The 19,107-nt window shown below is 28.8% G+C and carries 15 protein-coding genes and 2 other annotated features (1 of these 17 cut by a window edge); of the genes, 12 read left to right on the forward strand and 3 right to left on the reverse strand.

Features of this window, described 5'->3' with window-relative positions:
- Window positions 1–14 precede the first annotated feature (14 nt).
- Together MTX53_RS00460 and MTX53_RS00465 are read right to left on the reverse strand one after the other, a co-directional pair.
- Window positions 15–1,484 (reverse strand): HlyD family secretion protein, encoded by a 1,470-nt coding sequence (locus tag MTX53_RS00460; protein WP_244835433.1) that lies wholly within the window; start codon window positions 1,482–1,484, stop codon window positions 15–17.
- 7 nt (window positions 1,485–1,491) lie between these two features.
- Window positions 1,492–2,622: a TolC family protein gene (locus MTX53_RS00465; RefSeq protein ID WP_244834232.1), complete on the reverse strand. Its 1,131-nt coding sequence runs from the start codon at window positions 2,620–2,622 to the stop codon at window positions 1,492–1,494.
- Window positions 2,623–2,802: 180 nt separating this feature from the next.
- On the opposite strand from MTX53_RS00465, the gene MTX53_RS00470 reads away from it, so the two are divergent.
- From MTX53_RS00470 to MTX53_RS00500, 7 genes are all read left to right on the forward strand, one after another.
- Window positions 2,803–3,543: a GDSL-type esterase/lipase family protein gene (locus MTX53_RS00470; protein WP_244834233.1), complete on the forward strand. Its 741-nt coding sequence runs from the start codon at window positions 2,803–2,805 to the stop codon at window positions 3,541–3,543.
- Between the two features lie 30 nt (window positions 3,544–3,573).
- Window positions 3,574–4,056, forward strand: a complete 483-nt coding sequence (locus MTX53_RS00475) for a DUF4358 domain-containing protein (protein WP_244834234.1) — start codon at window positions 3,574–3,576, stop codon at window positions 4,054–4,056.
- 157 nt (window positions 4,057–4,213) lie between these two features.
- The gene (locus tag MTX53_RS00480; RefSeq protein WP_348521788.1) at window positions 4,214–5,479 is read left to right on the forward strand and encodes an MBOAT family O-acyltransferase; all 1,266 of its coding nucleotides are present in this window, start codon (window positions 4,214–4,216) and stop codon (window positions 5,477–5,479) included.
- Window positions 5,480–5,497: 18 nt separating this feature from the next.
- Window positions 5,498–6,643 (forward strand): DHHW family protein, encoded by a 1,146-nt coding sequence (locus MTX53_RS00485; RefSeq protein WP_244834236.1) that lies wholly within the window; start codon window positions 5,498–5,500, stop codon window positions 6,641–6,643.
- 41 nt (window positions 6,644–6,684) lie between these two features.
- Window positions 6,685–6,928, forward strand: a binding site (T-box leader).
- A 72-nt stretch (window positions 6,929–7,000) separates the two neighbouring features.
- Window positions 7,001–10,114, forward strand: coding sequence for an isoleucine--tRNA ligase (gene ileS, locus MTX53_RS00490; protein WP_244834237.1), 3,114 nt, complete (start codon window positions 7,001–7,003; stop codon window positions 10,112–10,114).
- A 152-nt stretch (window positions 10,115–10,266) separates the two neighbouring features.
- On the forward strand, window positions 10,267–11,265 hold the full coding sequence (locus tag MTX53_RS00495; RefSeq protein WP_244834238.1) for a LacI family DNA-binding transcriptional regulator: 999 nt from the start codon (window positions 10,267–10,269) through the stop codon (window positions 11,263–11,265).
- Window positions 11,266–11,352: 87 nt separating this feature from the next.
- A complete protein-coding gene (locus MTX53_RS00500) occupies window positions 11,353–12,696 on the forward strand; it encodes an MATE family efflux transporter (RefSeq protein ID WP_244834239.1) in 1,344 nt (447 codons plus the stop codon).
- A gap of 90 nt (window positions 12,697–12,786) precedes the next feature.
- Here MTX53_RS00500 and MTX53_RS00505 read toward each other — a convergent pair whose 3' ends face one another.
- Window positions 12,787–12,969, reverse strand: coding sequence for a hypothetical protein (locus MTX53_RS00505; protein ID WP_244834240.1), 183 nt, complete (start codon window positions 12,967–12,969; stop codon window positions 12,787–12,789).
- Window positions 12,970–13,077: 108 nt separating this feature from the next.
- On the opposite strand from MTX53_RS00505, the gene MTX53_RS00510 reads away from it, so the two are divergent.
- From MTX53_RS00510 to MTX53_RS00530, 5 genes are read left to right on the forward strand one after another with little or no spacing between them, the layout of a single operon-like run.
- Window positions 13,078–13,653, forward strand: coding sequence for a nucleoside recognition domain-containing protein (locus MTX53_RS00510; RefSeq protein WP_244834241.1), 576 nt, complete (start codon window positions 13,078–13,080; stop codon window positions 13,651–13,653).
- 16 nt (window positions 13,654–13,669) lie between these two features.
- Window positions 13,670–14,197 (forward strand): nucleoside recognition domain-containing protein, encoded by a 528-nt coding sequence (locus MTX53_RS00515; protein ID WP_244834242.1) that lies wholly within the window; start codon window positions 13,670–13,672, stop codon window positions 14,195–14,197.
- Window positions 14,198–14,240: 43 nt separating this feature from the next.
- Window positions 14,241–15,497, forward strand: coding sequence for an aminopeptidase P family protein (locus MTX53_RS00520; RefSeq protein WP_244834243.1), 1,257 nt, complete (start codon window positions 14,241–14,243; stop codon window positions 15,495–15,497).
- 29 nt (window positions 15,498–15,526) lie between these two features.
- Entirely contained in the window at window positions 15,527–17,155 is a 1,629-nt protein-coding gene (locus tag MTX53_RS00525) for an AarF/UbiB family protein (RefSeq protein ID WP_244834244.1), read from the forward strand.
- Window positions 17,156–17,181: 26 nt separating this feature from the next.
- Window positions 17,182–18,924: a Na+/H+ antiporter NhaC family protein gene (locus MTX53_RS00530; protein WP_244834245.1), complete on the forward strand. Its 1,743-nt coding sequence runs from the start codon at window positions 17,182–17,184 to the stop codon at window positions 18,922–18,924.
- A 45-nt stretch (window positions 18,925–18,969) separates the two neighbouring features.
- Window positions 18,970–19,107 (forward strand) — a binding site (T-box leader); it runs 106 nt beyond the window's last position.

Genomic DNA, 19,107 nt, shown 5'->3' on the forward strand with positions numbered 1-19,107 from the left:
AAACCACCACCTTTTTATTTATTATTCATAGTAGGTTTTTTATTTTTACTTATTTCAACTGTATCTCCTGGTGTATATGATGATGGAGTATTTAGTACAATCATTCCATCTTTAAGATCGCTTCCATCTATTTCAACGTTTATATCAGATTCTTTTCCTGTAGTAACTGGAATTTCTTTTACAACATATTTGTTATTATCATCTTCTTCAGCTACATAGATACTGCTTGTTCCATTCTTACTTAAAATTGATTCATAAGAAACAGAGTATACGTCATCTATTTCATCAAGAATTATATCAACTACTGCATTCATTCCAACTTTAAGATTTTCATCTTTTGTATCTATTTGTATTTCACAAGTAAATGTTACATCACTACTTGTAGAATTTGACGAACTATTTGATGATGAAGAAGAACCTGAGTTTCCACCTGAGCTACTATTTTTTGAAGAAGATGATCCTGAAGAACTTTCAGTTGAACTGCTGCTTGAAACGGGATCAACACTTATAACTTCACCTTCTAAAGGAGTATCAATAGCATCTACTGTTATATTTACTTTTTGACCAACTTCAACTTTTGATATATCTGTTTCATCTATATCTACTTTTACTACATAATTTTCTAGATCCTGAAGATCAAATAATGAGCTTGAACATGTTTCGCCTACAGTTGCATTTACGGCTGTTATAGTTCCATCAAATGGAGCTTTTATAACTGCTTTATCTATCTGTTTTTGTTTATTTGCGATTTCGTTTGTTGTAGTTGAATCTTCAGAATTTAATAAAGCTTCCTCATAATCATTTTTAGCTTTTGTTAAACTCTCATCTACATTTAATTTAGATGATGCTAATGAAGCTTTTGCATTTTCATAGCTTGTCTTAGCATTGTTATAGTTTGATTGAGCAGTAATATATTCATCTTGTGATATCTGACCGTTATCATACATTTCTTTTTGGTAATTATATTTTCTTTCGGCAGAATCAAGACTAAGCTTAGCTGACTCTACGTTAGCTTCAGCATTTAAAATATCAGTATTCTGATTATTTTCATATAATGATAATGCATTATCATATGCTTGCTTTTTTTGTTCAAGCTGAAGAGCTTTCTGTTTATCATTTACGCTAAGTGTATCTTGAAGTTTTTGAAGTTCACTTTCAAGGTCAGTAGTGTCCATAACTGCAAGAATATCACCTTTTTTTACTGTATCTCCAACCTTTACGTTTATTTCTTTAACTTCTGTATCAAGAGATGAATAAATACTTGTTGACGATGCACTTTTTATAGCACCAGAAGTGCTTAAAGTTGTTTTAAGATCTGCTTTAGCAAGAGTTGTATATCTTACTGATGAGTTTATATTTTTATTATTAGTGAAAAATTTCATTTTTATAAAAATGCCTGTAGAAATTATAACTATAAGGACTAAAAAGCATATTATAAATTTTTTATTAAAAAGTTTTTTAAAAGAAATATTTTTTAAGCTCATTTTCAATTTAATAACCCTCCTTCATTTGTAGATATTGCATATAGTCATAATAGAAAGTATTTTCTTCTAAAAGAAAAGCATTTGTTTTAGATAAAAGATTCCTGTTAGAAGTGTCGAGTTCACTTTTTGATTTAAATCCATTTTCATATCCTATTATGATTGCAGAATTATCTTCCTTAAGCTGATTAAAATTCTGATAATCAGTTTTTAAAGTATTATACGAATTCATGAGATTATCATATTCCTCTTTAAATTTTATTTTATAATTAGTTTCAGAGTCATCTAAAGAAAGTTCTTTATTTTCTATATCATAATCATTTCCGTCTTCATCATTTAATCTATCAATTTCCATATTTTGAAGCTTTAAATCCATATTATTTTGGAGCATCTCATCCATATCAGATTCAAAATCAATATTTGCTATATCAGAAAGATCGCTATCAAGATCTAATGTCCAGTTTATATTAGAATCTATGTTTATTCCTAATGATAAACATAAATTTTGTCTTGCAATATCTTCGCTATCTTGTGCTTGCTTTAGTTTATTTTTTAATTCTGTATCATTAATTAATGCAGAATTGTAATCTTTTTTTGATAAAAAGCCACTTTCATATTTTAATGAAGCAATTTTATTTGCATTTTCATTTGTATTAACCTCATTTTGAATATCAGATGTATTAATTGCGAGTTTTATATAGTCTAAATAAGACTTTTGAACTTTTGATAGTGTATTTTCAACTTTAATTTGATAATTGTATTTTGATACTTTTAAATTGTACTTTTTACTATCAACTTGTTCTTCTAAAGATTCTTTTTGATTTTCATAAGAATTTAATTCACTTTTTAATGAAGTCAAAGACTCAGTATCATCTAAAGCACATGATGATATTGAATTTTCTGTATCACTTATTTCGTCCTCTAACTCATCAATTTCATCTTTTAAATCGTTATATTCTTCCTGTAATTTTTTTATATTGTTTTCTGCAATTTTTAAGTCAGTATTATTAGATGTAATAAACTCTCTTATGTTTTTAAGAGTTACATCTATTTGGTTATTATTTGTTTCTGATGCTTTTGCTACAGTTGGAACTGAAAAGAGCAGCAAAAAGATGCAGAAAATTGAAATTATTTTTTTCACATTATATCACTCTCCCGTATGTAAAATTATTGCTTCTTATAAAAATATAATAATGAATTTATCTTAACATTAGCTTAATTTTACTGTGTTTATATAATTATGAAGTAGTCAAAATAAGTCTATTAGTGTATTATTAATACGTAAAGTAAAAAAAATTAATACTTTGATAGAGGAGAAGTTATGAAAAAAAGGCTAATAATATTTTTATTAATGTTTACAACTGCCTTTGCTTTTAATACTATAAACTTAGAAGTATGTGTGCAGGCAGACAGTGAAATTGATGAAACAAGAGAATATCTTATAAATCTTGAGAATAAAGATGTCTCAGAAATAGAAAGTAAGATAAAAAAGAAGAATAATGAATCAGATATTGAAGAATTAAAAAAAGGAAAGATAGATTTTAAAAAGTATTATTCTGATACAGCATTTTTAGGAGATTCTATTACAGAATTTTTAAGTGAGGCAGAGATACTTAACAAGTCAAATGTATTTTCTAAAAAAGGTCAGACAACTCAAATGATGCTTGATTCAATAGATAAAGTTAGTGCAATGAAACCTCAGAACATAGTGATGCTATTTGGAATGAATGATGTTATAGCATTTAGCAGCGCAGATGATTTTAAGGAAAGTTATAGAAAACTTATAGATGAGACTAAAGAGAAGCTTCCAAAAGCTAATATATATGTTCAGTCACCACTTCCTGTAATGGAAAAAGCCGTTAAAACAAATAAGAGACTTACAAATGATAATATAAAAGAATTTCGTAGTGTAGTAAAAGAAGTATGTGATGAAGAAGATGTAACATTTGTTGATATAACAAATCTTGTACAGGATCAATCGTACTTTGAACAGGATGGAATTCATTTCAAATATGACTTTTACAATATATGGCTTAAATATTTAGCTCAGATTATTAAATAGAATAACATTTATAAAGGATTGAAAAAATATATGAAAAAGAAAAAGAAAAAGTATACAAATTTATATGCAGTATTGACTTTAACTGTAGTATTCTGTTTTGTGCTTCTTTATCAGGTTGTTAAAGTGAAAAATGTAGATATAGGAGTTTTAAATCAGAACGTTCAGAATAATACTGATGTTTCCTTGATGGATAGTGGGGATTTCTCAAAGCTTAGGAAACTCTACAACATAGATAAAAAAGAAATACAGAGTTTCGTTTTATATGCTCCCAAAAGTAATATGCAGGCGAATGAAATTTTAATTATAAAGCCTGAAAAGAAAGAAGATTTTGCTTCAGTAGAAAGCAAAATTAAATCAAGAATTGAAAAACAGACAAAAAGTTTTGAAAATTATAGCAAGGATCAATCTGAAATAATGTCAAAACACATATTAGAAGAAAAAGGAGACTATATTATTTTAATTGTATCTCCTGATGTAACACAAATAAAAAAAGCGATAAATAGCAATTTTTAATAATTAATATGGAGTGATTTTTTTGGTTTTTAGTAGTTTGGTTTTTATATTTATATTTTTGCCAGTGATGTTTTTAATTTATTATGCGTCACCTTTAAAATATAGAAATTTTATCATATTTATAGCAAGTTTAATATTTTATGCGTGGGGAGAACCTGTGTATATTTTTCTGCTTCTTTTTTCTACAGCGATTGAATATATTATGTCAAAACATATATATAAAAACCGCAAAGATAAAGAAAAATGCAGATTTTTGCTTGTATTTACACTTGCAATAAATATAAGTATATTATTTTTCTTTAAGTACTATGGGTTTCTTATTGATAACATAAATGAAATATTTAATACATCTTTAAAAATAAGAGATCTTCCGCTTCCTCTTGGAATTTCTTTTTATACATTTAAACTTATTTCATACATATGTGATGTTTATAAAGGGGAAGTAAAGCCAGCAAAAAGTTTTATAAATCTTGGAGTATATTCTGCATTGTTATTTGAAATAGGTTCAGGACCAATTTCAAAGTATTCAGACCTTGTAGTAAGTATTGAATCAAGAAAGAGTTCTATTGATAAAATGGGACTTGGTATTGAGAGATTTATTATAGGACTTGGTAAAAAGCTTATTATTTCAAACAATATAGCACTTATATGGACTCAAGTTAAAGCTCTTCAGATGGGGCAGATGTCTGTTTTATCTGCATGGATAGGAATAATTGCTTTTACACTTCAAATTTATTTTGATTTTAGTGGATATTCTGATATGGCAATAGGTCTCGGGCAAATGTTTGGTTTTGACATAAATGAAAACTTTAATTACCCATACATATCAAAAAGTGTATCAGAGTTTTGGAGAAGATGGCATATATCACTTGGAACATGGTTTAAAGATTATATATATTTTCCACTTGGAGGAAATAGATGCTCAAAAATATGCAATTTCAGAAATATATTTATTGTCTGGTTTGTAACAGGACTTTGGCATGGAGCAAGCTGGAATTTTATAATATGGGGACTTTATTTTGGATTCTTTGTATATAGTGAAAAACTATTTTTAAGCAAAATTTTAAAGAAGATTCCACCTATTTTTAGAATAATATACACAATGTTTGTAGTTGTAATAGGTTGGGTATTTTTTGATCTTCCAACACTTAAAGATGCAGGAGAATTTATTAAAATTTTATTTGGAGCAGGATATGCATTTTCAGATAATTTATCAATTTATCTATTGAGAACAAACTATATAATTCTTTTATTTGCATTAATAGTATCGACACCTTTAATTAAATACATATTTGATTTCTTAAGAAAAAGAGTAAAGAGAGGACCTATTATTCTTATAATTATTTGTTTTATAGTATTTATATTATCTATAGCTTATCTTGTAAATCAAAGTTATAGCCCATTTTTATACTTTAAATTTTAGAAAAGGAGGTGCAAACTTTTGTCAAATAGTAAAAAAAATATTAGAATATATAGTGCTTTATTAACATGTATATTTATTGTTTCTATAATATTTATTTCATGTGTAAATGCTTTAAAAAAAGATAGTTTGATATCAGAACAAGAAAATAGAAAGCTTCAGCAAAGACCAAAATTTTCATTAGAAAGCTTTATATCAGGAGATTTTACATCTTCTTATACAAAATATTTATCAGATCAGTTTATTGGCAGAGATTTCTTTATTTCATTAAAATCTAGACTAGAAATTTTTGAGGGTAAAACTGAAAGTAATGGAGTATTTATCGGAAAAGGTCATTATCTTATAGAAGATTTTGAAAAAACAGATGAAGATGTGACAGAAGAGAAAATTAATGCGATTAATAAATTTGCACAAGATAATAAGTCTATTAAAATGTCATTTTTATTATCACCTACAGCAACAAGCATCTGGAGTGACAAACTTCCTAAATATGCACCTGTAGATAGTCAAAGAGAATATATGGATTCAGTCAAATCAGAACTTGATGATAATGTTAAATTCATAGATGTTTATGATGAATTCATTAAAAATAAGAATAAGGATTTATATTATAAGACAGATCATCACTGGACAACAGATGGTGCATTTATAGCATATAAAAAAATGTGTGAGGATCTTTCTATCGAAGCTAAAGATGAAGATTATTATGAAAAAATGTGTGCAACAGATAATTTTTATGGAAGTCTTTATTCAAAAATTGGAGCTAAAATTGGAGGACCAGACAGCATTTATCTCTATGTTCCAAAGGAAGATGATGTGGTTGCAACATATCAAGATGATGAAAAGAAAATAGCAAGTCTTTATTCTAATGATAGCCTTGATGAAAAGGATAAGTATCAGGTATTTACAAAAGGAAATCACACACTTATAAACATAAAGACTCTTAGTGAATCTAAAAAGAATCTGCTTATTATAAAGGATTCTTATGCTAATTCTTTTCTTCCATTTTTAACACCTCATTATGCAAATATAGATGTAGTGGATTTAAGATATTATACAGATAATCTTGAAGAACTTATTAAATCTGATGGAATCACAGATGTATTATTTTTATATAATGTAAATACATTTAATGAGGATAGTTCAATTTTAAACTTACAACAATAAATATATTGACATAAAAAAAATGATAATATATAATATGTTATATAAAAGCTTTGAATAGGAAAAGTATTTAAGTATTAATGACAAGAGAGAAGCTGGTTTTGGTGAAAAGCTTACTTAATTCTTAGAGAAAATCACCTAGGAGCCTGAGACCTAAAAGTATATAGCTTAGTAAGTCTTCACGTAATTCTGCGTTAAAGAATAGAGTATATTATTGTACTTGAAATTAAAATATCATTTTTGATATTTCACTTTAGGTGGTTTAGCGAATTTTACTTCGTCCTTTAGGACGAAGTTTTTTTTTGATTATTTTTATATTTTAATGTTAATAATTTAATATAAATGAAGGAGGAAAAATAAATGTATAAAAAGGTAAATGCGTCACAGAGCATGGTCGACATGGAAAAAAATGTTGCAGAGCTTTGGAAAGGAAAAGATGTCATAGAAAAAAGTTTTAATGCAAACCAAGATGGAGAATATTTTACTTTCTATGATGGACCTCCAACAGCAAACGGAAAACCTCATGTTGGTCATATCTTAACAAGGGTTATGAAAGATATAATCCCAAGATATAAAGTTATGAAAGGCTATCAAGTTTTAAGGAAAGCAGGATGGGATACTCACGGACTTCCAGTAGAACTTGAAATAGAAAAGAAACTTGGAATTTCAGGAAAAAGACAGATTGAAGATTTTGGTGTAGAAAATTTCGTAAAAGAATGTAAGGAAAGTGTATTTTCATACGTTTCTTTATGGAAGAAGATGTCTGAGCAGCTTGGCTACTGGGTTGATATGGATGATCCATATGTAACTTATCATGATGATTATATTGAATCTGAATGGTGGGCATTAAAGAAATTATGGGAAAAAGGTCTTTTATATAAAGGACATAAAGTAATGCCTTATTGTCCAAGATGTGGAACTGCTTTATCATCTCATGAAGTTGCACAGGGATATAAAGATGTTAAAGACTTAACTTGTACAGCTAAATTTAAAGTAAAAGGTGAAGACAACAAATATATCTTAGCATGGACAACAACTCCATGGACTTTACCATCAAATCTTGCACTTTGTGTAAATAAAGCATATACATATGCAGACGTTAAAGTTGGAGACGAAGTTTATGTTTTAGCTAAAGATTTAGTTTCTAAAGTATTAAAGGATGAAGAATATGAAGTACTTAGAGAATATAAAGGTGAAGAACTTTTAGGAGTTAAGTATGAACAGCTTATGCCTTTTGCTAAAGTTGACGGAAAAGCATTTGAAGTTATTCACGGTGATTATGTAACTCTTACAGATGGTACTGGTATAGTACATATCGCTCCTGCTTATGGTGAAGACGATAGTTTAGTTGCAAAGAAAAATGGTATCGCATTTATAAACTTAGTTGATACAACTGGTAAATTTGTTGATGCTGTAACACCATGGAAGGGAAGATCCGTAAGAGATTGTAGTGAAGATGTTACAAAGTATCTTCAAGAAAGAGGACAGATTTTCTCAACACAGAAAGTTACCCACTCATATCCACACTGCTGGAGATGTGATACACCTCTTTTATATTATCCAAAAGACAGCTGGTTTGTTGCAATGACAAAAGTAAGGGATAAATTATTAGAGAATAATAATAAGATAAACTGGTTCCCTGATAACATAAGAACAGGAAGATTCGGAAAATTCCTTGAAAATGTTATTGATTGGGGTATTTCAAGAGATAGATACTGGGGTACACCACTTCCAATATGGGAATGTGAATGTGGACACAGAGAATGTATAGGAAGCAGAAAAGAATTAGAAGAAAAGGCAACAAAAGATTGCGCAAAGGTAGAGCTTCATAAACCATACGTGGACAATATAAAATTAAAATGCCCTGTATGTGGAAAAGAAATGAAGAGAACTCATGAAGTTATTGACTGCTGGTTTGATTCAGGATCAATGCCTTTTGCACAATGGCACTATCCATTTGAAAATGCAGAAAAGTTCAAACATAATTTCCCAGCACAGTTTATTTCAGAAGCTGTTGACCAGACAAGAGGATGGTTCTATACATTACTTGCTATTTCAACATGTCTTTTTGAAACTAATCCATTTGAAAACTGTGTAGTTTTAGGCCATGTATTAGATAAAAAAGGACTTAAGATGTCAAAGCATAAAGGAAATGTTGTTGATCCATTTGCTGTACTTGATTCACAAGGAGCAGATGCAACAAGATGGCATTTTTATACTGCAAGTGCTCCATGGCTTCCAACAAGATTCTCAATTGATGATGTTAAAGAATCACAGAGAAAATTCCTTGGAACATTATGGAACGTTTATTCATTCTATGTTTTATATGCTAATATTGATGACTTTAATCCAACAAAATACAAAGATTTTGTATCAGACAATGTAATGGATAGATGGATTACATCAAAATTAAATACATTAATAAAAACAGTAGATGATGGCTTAAATACTTATAAGATAACTCAGTCTGCTTTAGCAATTCAAGACTTTACAGATGATTTATCTAACTGGTATGTAAGAAGAAATAGATCAAGATATTGGTCTTCAGAATTAACTGAAGATAAGATCGGTGCATACGTAACATTATACAGAGTTCTTGTTGATTTAGTTAAGGTTGCAGCACCATTTGTACCATTTATGACTGAAGAAATTTATCAAAATTTAGTAGTAAATGTTGATAAAAATGCAAAAGAAAGTATTCATTTATGTAAATGGCCAGAAGTAAATGAAAAGGCTATTGATAAAGACTTAGAAGAAGAAATGGATCTTGCATATACTATTGTAAAGCTTGGAAGAAGTGCAAGAAATTCAGCTAATATAAAGAATAGACAGCCACTTGAGGAACTTTTAGTTTCAACTAAGACTCTTCCAGAATATTATGGAGACATAGTAAAAGATGAGTTAAATGTTAAGGAAGTTAAGATTGGTGCTGACTTATCTAAATATGTAAACTTTGCAATTAAGCCAAATTTACCTGTAATTGGAAGAGAATACGGAAAATTAATTCCTAAGATAAGAAAAGCTATTTCAGATCAGGATCAGATGCAGCTTGCACAGAAAGTTCAAAATGGCGGAACTCAAGCTATCAATGTAGATGGAACTGAAATTGAATTAAATAGCGAAAATCTTTTAGTTACAATGAGTGGACTTGAAGGATTTGCATTTGCAGGAGAAGGAGAACACGGAGTAGTTCTTGAAACAAAAATTACACCTGAACTTCTTGAAGAAGGAAATGTAAGAGAAATCATATCAAAGATTCAGAACATGAGAAAAGAAAAAGGTTTTGAAGTTGCAGATAAGATAGATCTTTATGTTGCAGATGATGCTGAACTTTTAGGCTCTGTTAAGAAATATCAGGATACTATAAAGAAAGAAACATTAACTGTAAACATACATTATGGAGAAACTGCAGATTATTCAGAAGTATCTATAAATGACCACAAATTAAATATGGATGTTAAAGTTGTAAAATAAAAAATTATATCCCTTACATCTACAAGATACGCTGTTGATGTAAGGGATTTTTTACATTATATAAGATATATTTATAAATACTTATTGTTTATTAAGTAATATATTAGTATAATATAAAGTATATAAGTGTATGCTAATAAGGAGGAATTAAAATGGCTACTTCTATTAAAGATGTTGCAAAAGAAGCAGGAGTATCTATTGCAACAGTTTCTAGAGTTTTAAATGAAATCGATGTCGTTAATGAAGACACTAAAAATAAAGTGCTAGATGCAATAAAAAAATTAGGATATAGACCTAATATTGTGGCAAGAAGTTTAAAGACACAGAAAACAAAAACTATTGGAATTCTTGTACCAGATATATCAAATCAATTATATCCTGAAATTGTAAGAGGCGCTGAAGACGTTTCAAATATATACGATTACAATATAATTTTATGTAATTCAGATCTTGATTTAGATAAAGAAAAAGAATATTTAAGGGTGCTTAAAGAAAAAATGGTTGATGGAGTATTATATATGAGTAGTTCTCTTGAACCTGAGATTCTTGAACTTATAAATGAACTCAATTTAAAGACTGTTTTCGTAGAAACAACTGATAAAGATAAATCGTTTCCAAGTGTCATAATTGATAATGTAAAGGCAAGTTATGATAGTACAAAGTTCCTTTTAAATAAGGGATTAAAAAACATTGCATTTATAGGAACAAGCAAAGACAGCATGAATGCATGGGGAGACAGATATATAGGATATGAAAACGCATTAAAAGAATCTAAAATGGATATAGATGATCAGCTTGTTTATTTAGAAGCTATGAAATCTAAAACTGGATATAATGGAGTAAAGAGCCTTATAAAATCAGGTAAAAAGTTTGATGGAATAGTATGTGCTTCTGATGATATAGCAATGGGAGCAATAAATGCTTTAAGAGATGAAAACTATAAAGTACCTGAAGACGTAAGTGTAATAGGATTTAATGATAACTATGTAGCATCAATGTTTTATCCAAAGATAACAACAATAGCACAACCTACATATGATATGGGTTCTGTAGCTATGAGAATGCTCATAAAATTATTAAATAATAAAGAACTTGAAAATTATAATTATGTTTTAGATTACAAACTTATAGAAAGAGAAAGCACTATTTAAAAGCTTATGATATTTTCTATTGCGGTATATATATATTAATGATAGTATATATAATATCGCAATTATTTTGTATTAGGAGGAATATTTTTGGACAATCAACAGCGACTTGGAAGAGATAATATTTTAAAGCTTTTACTAGAATTTTCTATACCAGCCATTATAGGTATGATGGTTATTACACTTTATAACATAATTGATAGAGTATACATAGGTCATATAAAAGGTGTAGGATCACTTGCAATAGCAGGAGTTGGAATAACAATGCCTATTATTACTATAGTCATGGCTTTTGGAATGCTTATAGGAATAGGAACAGCAACTAGAATATCAATAAAGCTCGGAGAACATAATAAAGATGAAGCTGAAAAACATCTTGGAAATGCACTTACGCTTATTATTATTACAAGTATAATTCTTACAGCTGTAGGGCTTTTTTTTATTGATCCTATTTTAACTGCGTTTGGAGCGAGTGAAAACATTTTAATTTATGCTAAAGAATATAGTGAGATAATTTTTATTGGAACAATATTTAATCTTTTGGGATTTGGTTTAAATCATTCTATAAGAAGTGACGGAAATCCTAAAATAGCAATGTTTTCTATGCTTATTGGAGCAGTAGTTAATATAGTTTTAGATCCAATATTTATATTTTCTTTAGGACTTGGAGTAAAAGGAGCAGCTATAGCTACTGTTTTATCTCAAGTTGTAAGTTCTATATGGATACTTTATTATTTTACAAAAGGTAAAAGTGTATTAAAACTAAAGAAGAAATATTTAAAACTTGATCTTAAAGTAGTAGAAAGCATATTTACAATAGGAGTAAGTCCTTTCAGTATGCAGCTTGCAGCATGTGCAGTTCAGGTTATTTCAAATAATGTACTTCAGAAATATGGTGGAGATGTTGCTGTTGGAGCAATGACAATAATAAACAGTCTCTCAATGATATTCTTAATGCCTATATTTGGAATAAATCAAGGGGTTCAGCCTATAGTTGGATATAATTATGGTGCAAAAAAATTCGATAGGGTAAAAGAAACTGTTGGATATGCAATAATTGCAGCTACAATTATTGTTATAATAGGATTTTTTATTGTTGAAGTTTTCCCAAGACAGCTTATACTTGCATTTAATAATGATGAAGAATTATTGAATATAGGAATAAAGGGAATGAGAATATTCTTATGTATGCTTCCACTTATAGGAGGTCAGATTATAGTAACAAACTATTTCCAATCAATTGGAATGGTTAAGATATCTATGTTCTTAAGCCTTTTAAGACAAGTTCTATTACTTATACCTGCATTAATCATATTCCCTAAAATATTTGGACTTACAGGTGTATGGCTTTCAGGTTCAGTTTCGGATTTTCTTTCAGTAATTGTTACGACAATAGTTTTTATAAAAGGATCAAAAAATATTTTTGAAAAATAGGTTAAAAAATTAAGGCTGACTTTAGCAATTTTAAATTGTTAAAGTCAGTCTTATTTTTATGTATAGATTTTTTTATTAATAAATGATATTTTAAAGTATTCCTTCATTTTTTAATATTGTTTCTAGTTTTTGAACTTTATCTGATAATGAGATAAATTTTTCTTTTATTTTTGATTTAGAAGAATCAGAGCTTATGTATTTTTCCATTTCTTCAACAGTTTTTAATGCATCTTCAACATCTTTTCTTGCCATTTCTAAATTTGATTCTTTCATAAAAAAACTCCTTTTTGGTTAAATGATATTTATATGGTATCACTACTAATGATTAACTTCAAGGAATATAAATATAACAATAATATGTATAATGCGAAAGGATACTTTATGATAAATTATATATTTTTTGGACTTGTCTTTTTTGGAATACTGTTTGGAGTTGTTTCTGGAAATGGAGAAAATATTTCAAAAGCTATAATTGAATCTTCTGGAGGTACGGTGTCATTCATTATAGAACTGTGTGGAATTATGTGTTTTTGGTGCGGTGTCATGAAAGTCGCAGAAAAAAGTGGCTTTACCGAAAAATTATCAAAAGCTATGATGCCGGTTTTAAAAAGAATTTTTAAAGATGCAGCACATGATAAAAAAGCTCTTGGATGTATAGTTATGAATCTTACAGCAAATATGCTTGGACTTGCAAATGCAGCGACACCATTTGGAATAAAAGCAATGAAGGAGCTTCAAAGGCTTAATAAAGATAAAGACTCTGCATCAAACGATATGGTACTATTTCTAATTTTAAATGCTACATGTGTGCAGATTGTACCTTCTACGATAATATCAATAAGAGCTGCATGTAATTCAATTAATCCAGGAATAATTATTTTGCCAGCCATAATTACGTCTCTTGTTTCAACAATTGTAGGGATTATATGCTGCAAGATAATGCAGAGATATTTTTAAAATATGAGGTGGATATATGTTTAATTATTTATCTAAAAGTATAATTCCTATTATTTTTATAGCAATCATAACTTATGGTATGTTTAAAGGGGCAAAGGTATACGATTGGTTTATTGAGGGAGCAAAAGAAGGACTTAAGGTGTGTCTAGCTATTTTTCCGTATCTTTTAGCTATGCTTATTGCTGTAAGGATATTCAAAGAAGCATCACTTCTTGAAAAAGTAAATAGTTTTATGGCACCTTTATGCAAACTTATAAATATTCCATCAGAGGTTGTACCACTTATACTTATAAAACCGCTTTCTGGAAGTGGAGCTATGGGAGTTTTTACAGACATAATAAAAACTTTTGGAGCAGATGGAAGAGTTGGTCTTATTGCATCAATAATAATGGGAACAACAGAGACTATATTTTATACAATTTCTATATATTATGGTTCGGTAAAGGTAAAGAAAATAAGGCATACTTTATGGGCTGCATTATGTGCAGACCTTACAGCCATAATAATGGCAGGAATAGTAATTAGTTTATTTATTTTGAAATAGAATAGGAGTATTATATAAAAAGAAGATAGAAAGGATGAATACAATGAAAAGCAGTATATTAGAAAAACATAGAAAAGATCTTTTAGAAAGTATTGATGGTGATTTTATAGCTGTAATTTTTTCTGGTAGTGCACCTAAAAAAAGTGCTGATGAATTTTATGCTTATACTCCTAACAGAAATTTTTATTATCTTACAGGAATTGCAGAAGAAAATCATATATTTGTTTTATATAGAATTAATAAATGCTCTGGAGAAAAGTTATTTTTGCATGATATAAATGAACAGCAAGAAGCTTGGACAGGAAAAACTTTAAGAGATTATGAGGCACGAGAAATATCAGGGATAGATGATGTATCATATATGTCCGAATTTGATGGATTTATAAAAAAATATATAAAGTCTTCAGACACAATGAATATATATCTTGATTTAAATGATAATTTAAGTGAAAATATTTTTGATATGGCTCATAATTTTTCAAAAGAGATAAAAAATATTTATCCTGAAGTTCAGATAAGAAATGTATTTCACAAAATAGCGTGTCTTAGAATGATAAAATCAAAAGAAGAAATAAATGAAATGAGAAAAGCTATAGAGATAACAATAAAAGGTGTTAAATCTCTTATGACACATGCTAAAGAAGGACTTTATGAGTATCAGCTTGAGTCATATTTTAATTTTGAATGTAAATATAATGGAGCTAAAGACCTTGCATTTAAAACTATAGCAGCATCAGGAAAAAATGCAGCAACTCTTCATTATGATGCAAATAATTCTAAAGTTAAAGATGGTGAGCTTATTTTATTTGATCTTGGTGCACAATATAATCTCTATGATGCCGATATTAGTAGAACTTTCCCTATAAACGGAAAATTTTCTAAAAGGCAGAGAGAAATTTATGAAGCTGTTTTAAGAGTTAATAAAGCTGTTATAAAGAAAATAAAACCAGGACTCGATTATCAAAAATTAAATGAATGGTCTAAAAAATTAATTGCAGAGGAATGCATAAAGCTTAAATTAATAGATAATATAGAAGATGTAAGTAAATATTATTGGCATAGTATAGGACATAATCTAGGACTTGATACACATGATAGTGAACCTCCGTTTAGAAAGTTTACATTTAAAGAAGGTATGGTCTTTACAGTAGAACCGGGTATCTATATTGAGGAAGAGAAAATAGGAATAAGAATAGAAGACGATGTACTCGTCACAAAAGATGGCTGTGAAGTACTTACTAAAGATATGATAAAGGAAGTTAATGATATAGAAGAATTTATGAAAGACAGAAAATTTTAATTTAAAAGTTGAAAGGAGTATGTACACTTATGGTCAGATATAAATCAGTTAAAAGATTCAAAGAAATAGTAGAGGTATTTGCAAGATATGGATTTGGATATATATATGACCAAAATAATAAAGAAGATAAAGAATCTCCATCAAATTTAAGGTGTGCATTTGAAAAACTTGGACCAACTTTTATAAAAATAGGACAAATTTTAAGCACTAGAGAAGATATTCTTCCAAAAGAATATGCTGATGAATTATCAAAACTCCAAGACAGGGCGCCTAAAGAGGAATTCAGCAGTATGACAAATGTATTAGAAGAGTGTTTAAATGGAAGAGATGTAAATGATGAATTTCAGTATATAAATGAAACTCCAATAGCATCAGGCTCTATTGCACAGGTTTATGAAGGACGGCTTAAAAATTCAAAAGAAGTTGTTATAAAAATTCAAAGACCAGGTATAAAGAGTAATATGCATATAGATATTTCTATACTTATAAGGATATTAAAATTTACAAAATCAAGAATGAAATCAGATCTATTTCTTTTTGATCCTAATGGAGTTCTTAAAGAAATAGATGATTCTATAAAAAAGGAACTTGACTTTAGAATTGAAGCTAAAAATGCAGAAAAATTTAAAGAACTTAATAAAGATATAAAATATATTTATGTTCCTTCTGTAGAAAAGAATATTTTATCAGAAAAAGTCATTGTACTTGAAAAAATAAATGGAATAAAAATAGATGATATAGACACATTAAAGAAAAATGGATATGATAGTAATGATATAATTAATAATTTATTATTATCATACTGCAGACAGGTGTTTAGGGATGGCTTTTTCCACGGAGATCCTCATCCGGGAAACATATTAATAAATAATAATAAAATATGTTTTGTTGATTTTGGAATAATGGGCGTTTTAAGTCCATATCTCAAAAAATGGCTTAATGATGTTATTGTATCAGCTGCTTTTCGTGATAAGATAAAGCTTACAGAATCTATACTATCTATAGGAATAAAGAGAGGAAAAGTAAATAAGGCAGATCTTTATGATTCAATATCATACATATTTGATACATACATGTGTTCTTCTATTAATAATATAAAAATATCAGTAATTTTAAGAGAAATTATTGATATAGGGAAAAAAAATAATATGCAGTTTCCAAATGAGCTGATATGTCTTGTAAGGGCATTAATCCTCCTTGAGGGGCTTGTAGCTAAAACTGCACCTAATACTGAAATAATAAATGTTCTGATGAATTATATAAGAACCGAAAATCATGATATAATATTAAAAAACGCAATATCAGAAGATACATTGTTGCAATTTTATTCATTTTTAAGGGATAGTATGAGAATATCCCCTAAAATTTTAGAAGTTTTAATTAAAGCTTCAGCAGGAAAATCCAGAATAAATATAAATATTGAAGAAATGCGAGATCTATTATCTGAAGTTGGAAAAATGGTTAATAGAATTACAATAGGAGTATTAACTGCAGCGTTTATATTATCATCATCATTAATAGTAAGCTTTAATGTAAAACCTTTATATAAAGGGGTATCAATATTTGGAATTTTAGGATATATAATTTCGACACTATTAACTATTGTTTTATTGATTTCTATTATAAAAAGTAGAAAGATTAAAGACGATAAAAAATAGATATTTTAAACTATAGGAGGAAAAAAATGAAAAGAATGAAAAGAATGAATCTGTTTCTTTTGACGTTTATGGCATTTATGCTAGTATGTACGCCAGTTTTTGCTGAAGAAACAGAGAAAGCGGTAGAAAACGCATCACATTACGGATGGTTTACGATTCTTCCATCACTTATTGCAATTGTTTTAGCTTTTATAACAAAAAATGTTGTTACATCATTATTTATTGGGGCGTTATCAGGATGTTTCATGGTAAAACTTACAGACGGAAATATTTTTTATGCACTTATTCAGGGCTTTTTAGACTTTGTACAAAGAGCGCTTAATTCATTAGCAGATCCATGGAATGCGGGAATAGTACTTCAAGTTATGGTTATTGGGGGAGTTATTGGTATAGTTACTAAGATGGGTGGAGCAAAAGCCGTTGCAGAAAGTCTTGCAAAAAAAGCAAAGACACCAAGAAGTGCTCAAATAATCACATGGGTTTTAGGTCTTCTTGTATTTTTTGATGATTATGCGAACTCATTAATTGTAGGACCTATAATGAGACCAGTTGCTGATAAATTAAAGATTTCAAGAGCGAGACTTGCGTTTATCATAGATGCAACAGCAGCACCAGTTGCAGGAATTATGTTTATTTCTACATGGATAGGACTTGAACTTGGACTTATTAAAGACGGTTTTGATATGGTAGGACAAAGCGTTGATTCATTTGGTATATTCCTAAGTACAATACCATACAGATTTTATAATATATTAATACTTGTTTTTGTATTTATAACATCTATTCTTTTAAGAGATTTTGGACCAATGAGAAAAGCGGAAATAAAGAGTAGAAATAGACAGGAAAATTTATCAGAAAAAGAAGCAGTAGAAGAAGCTGCAGCTTCAACAACAATTACTGAAGATCAGCCTAAAGAGGGAATAAAATTAAGCATATGGAATGCAATAATTCCAATTGCAGCATTAATTTTTTCAGCACTTGCAAGTTTTTATTATAGTGGATATTCAGCAATCCTTGCAGGCGAAGATGAAACTTTAAAGACACTTCTTCTTACAGCACCATCATCATTTAATGCTATAAGAGAAGCATTTAGTGCATCTGATGCATCGGTAGCACTATTTCAGTCAGCTTTATTTGCATCTATAGTAGCAATAATAATGGCTGTAGTGAAAAAACTTTTAACTATTTCAGAAGCAATAGATTCATGGGTAAACGGAATGAAAACTCTTGCAATAACAGGAGTAATATTAATTCTTGCATGGTCATTAAGTTCAGTAATAAAAGAACTTGGAACTGCAACATTCTTAGTATCAAAGCTTTCTACTACAGTGCCTGCATTTATTCTCCCAAGTATCATATTTATATTTGGTGCAATAATATCATTTGCAACAGGTACTGCATATGGAACAATGGGAATATTAATGCCTCTTGCAATTCCACTTGCTTTTTCAATTTCACCAGATATGGGATATGTTATTGTAAACATAAGTGCAGTTTTAACTGGAGCAATTTTTGGAGATCATTGTTCACCTATTTCAGATACTACAATACTTTCATCTATGGGAGCAGGATGTAGTCATATGGAACATGTTAGTACACAGCTTCCTTATGCGTTAAGTGTTGCAGTAATAACAGTATTATTTGGATATATACCAGCAGGACTTGGCTTGCCAATAGCAATAATTCTTCCTGTTGATATTCTTATCATCTTTGCATTTGTTTACTTTGTAGGTAAACCAGTTGATAATGTGACATTAGAAGACAAGTAAAATGTTGCATAAAAAATATACAAATAGTATAATAATTTAGTAAAGATAAAAGCTATGAAAAGAAGAGTAGTAAGATGAATATTCTATAAGAGAGCTGATGTATGCTGAAAATCAGCGAATTGAAATTTTATGAAGATGGTCTTTGAGCTTATCTTTTGAGCAAAGGATTTTTTGTAAGAAAGA

Origin of the sequence: Clostridium sp. BJN0001 (genome assembly GCF_022869825.1) — a bacterium.
Lineage (GTDB): Bacteria > Bacillota > Clostridia > Clostridiales > Clostridiaceae > Clostridium.

Bases quoted from the DNA above. Each gene is read 5' to 3' on its own strand.
- ileS (WP_244834237.1), top strand. From the start codon at position 7,001: ATGTATAAAAAGGTAAATGCGTCACAGAGCATGGTCGACATGGAAAAA.
- MTX53_RS00505 (WP_244834240.1), bottom strand. From the start codon at position 12,969: ATGAAAGAATCAAATTTAGAAATGGCAAGAAAAGATGTTGAAGATGCA.
- MTX53_RS00525 (WP_244834244.1), top strand. From the start codon at position 15,527: ATGGTCAGATATAAATCAGTTAAAAGATTCAAAGAAATAGTAGAGGTA.
- MTX53_RS00475 (WP_244834234.1), top strand. From the start codon at position 3,574: ATGAAAAAGAAAAAGAAAAAGTATACAAATTTATATGCAGTATTGACT.
- MTX53_RS00470 (WP_244834233.1), top strand. From the start codon at position 2,803: ATGAAAAAAAGGCTAATAATATTTTTATTAATGTTTACAACTGCCTTT.
- MTX53_RS00495 (WP_244834238.1), top strand. From the start codon at position 10,267: ATGGCTACTTCTATTAAAGATGTTGCAAAAGAAGCAGGAGTATCTATT.
- MTX53_RS00510 (WP_244834241.1), top strand. From the start codon at position 13,078: ATGATAAATTATATATTTTTTGGACTTGTCTTTTTTGGAATACTGTTT.
- MTX53_RS00520 (WP_244834243.1), top strand. From the start codon at position 14,241: ATGAAAAGCAGTATATTAGAAAAACATAGAAAAGATCTTTTAGAAAGT.
- MTX53_RS00515 (WP_244834242.1), top strand. From the start codon at position 13,670: ATGTTTAATTATTTATCTAAAAGTATAATTCCTATTATTTTTATAGCA.
- MTX53_RS00460 (WP_244835433.1), bottom strand. From the start codon at position 1,484: ATGAGCTTAAAAAATATTTCTTTTAAAAAACTTTTTAATAAAAAATTT.
- MTX53_RS00530 (WP_244834245.1), top strand. From the start codon at position 17,182: ATGAAAAGAATGAAAAGAATGAATCTGTTTCTTTTGACGTTTATGGCA.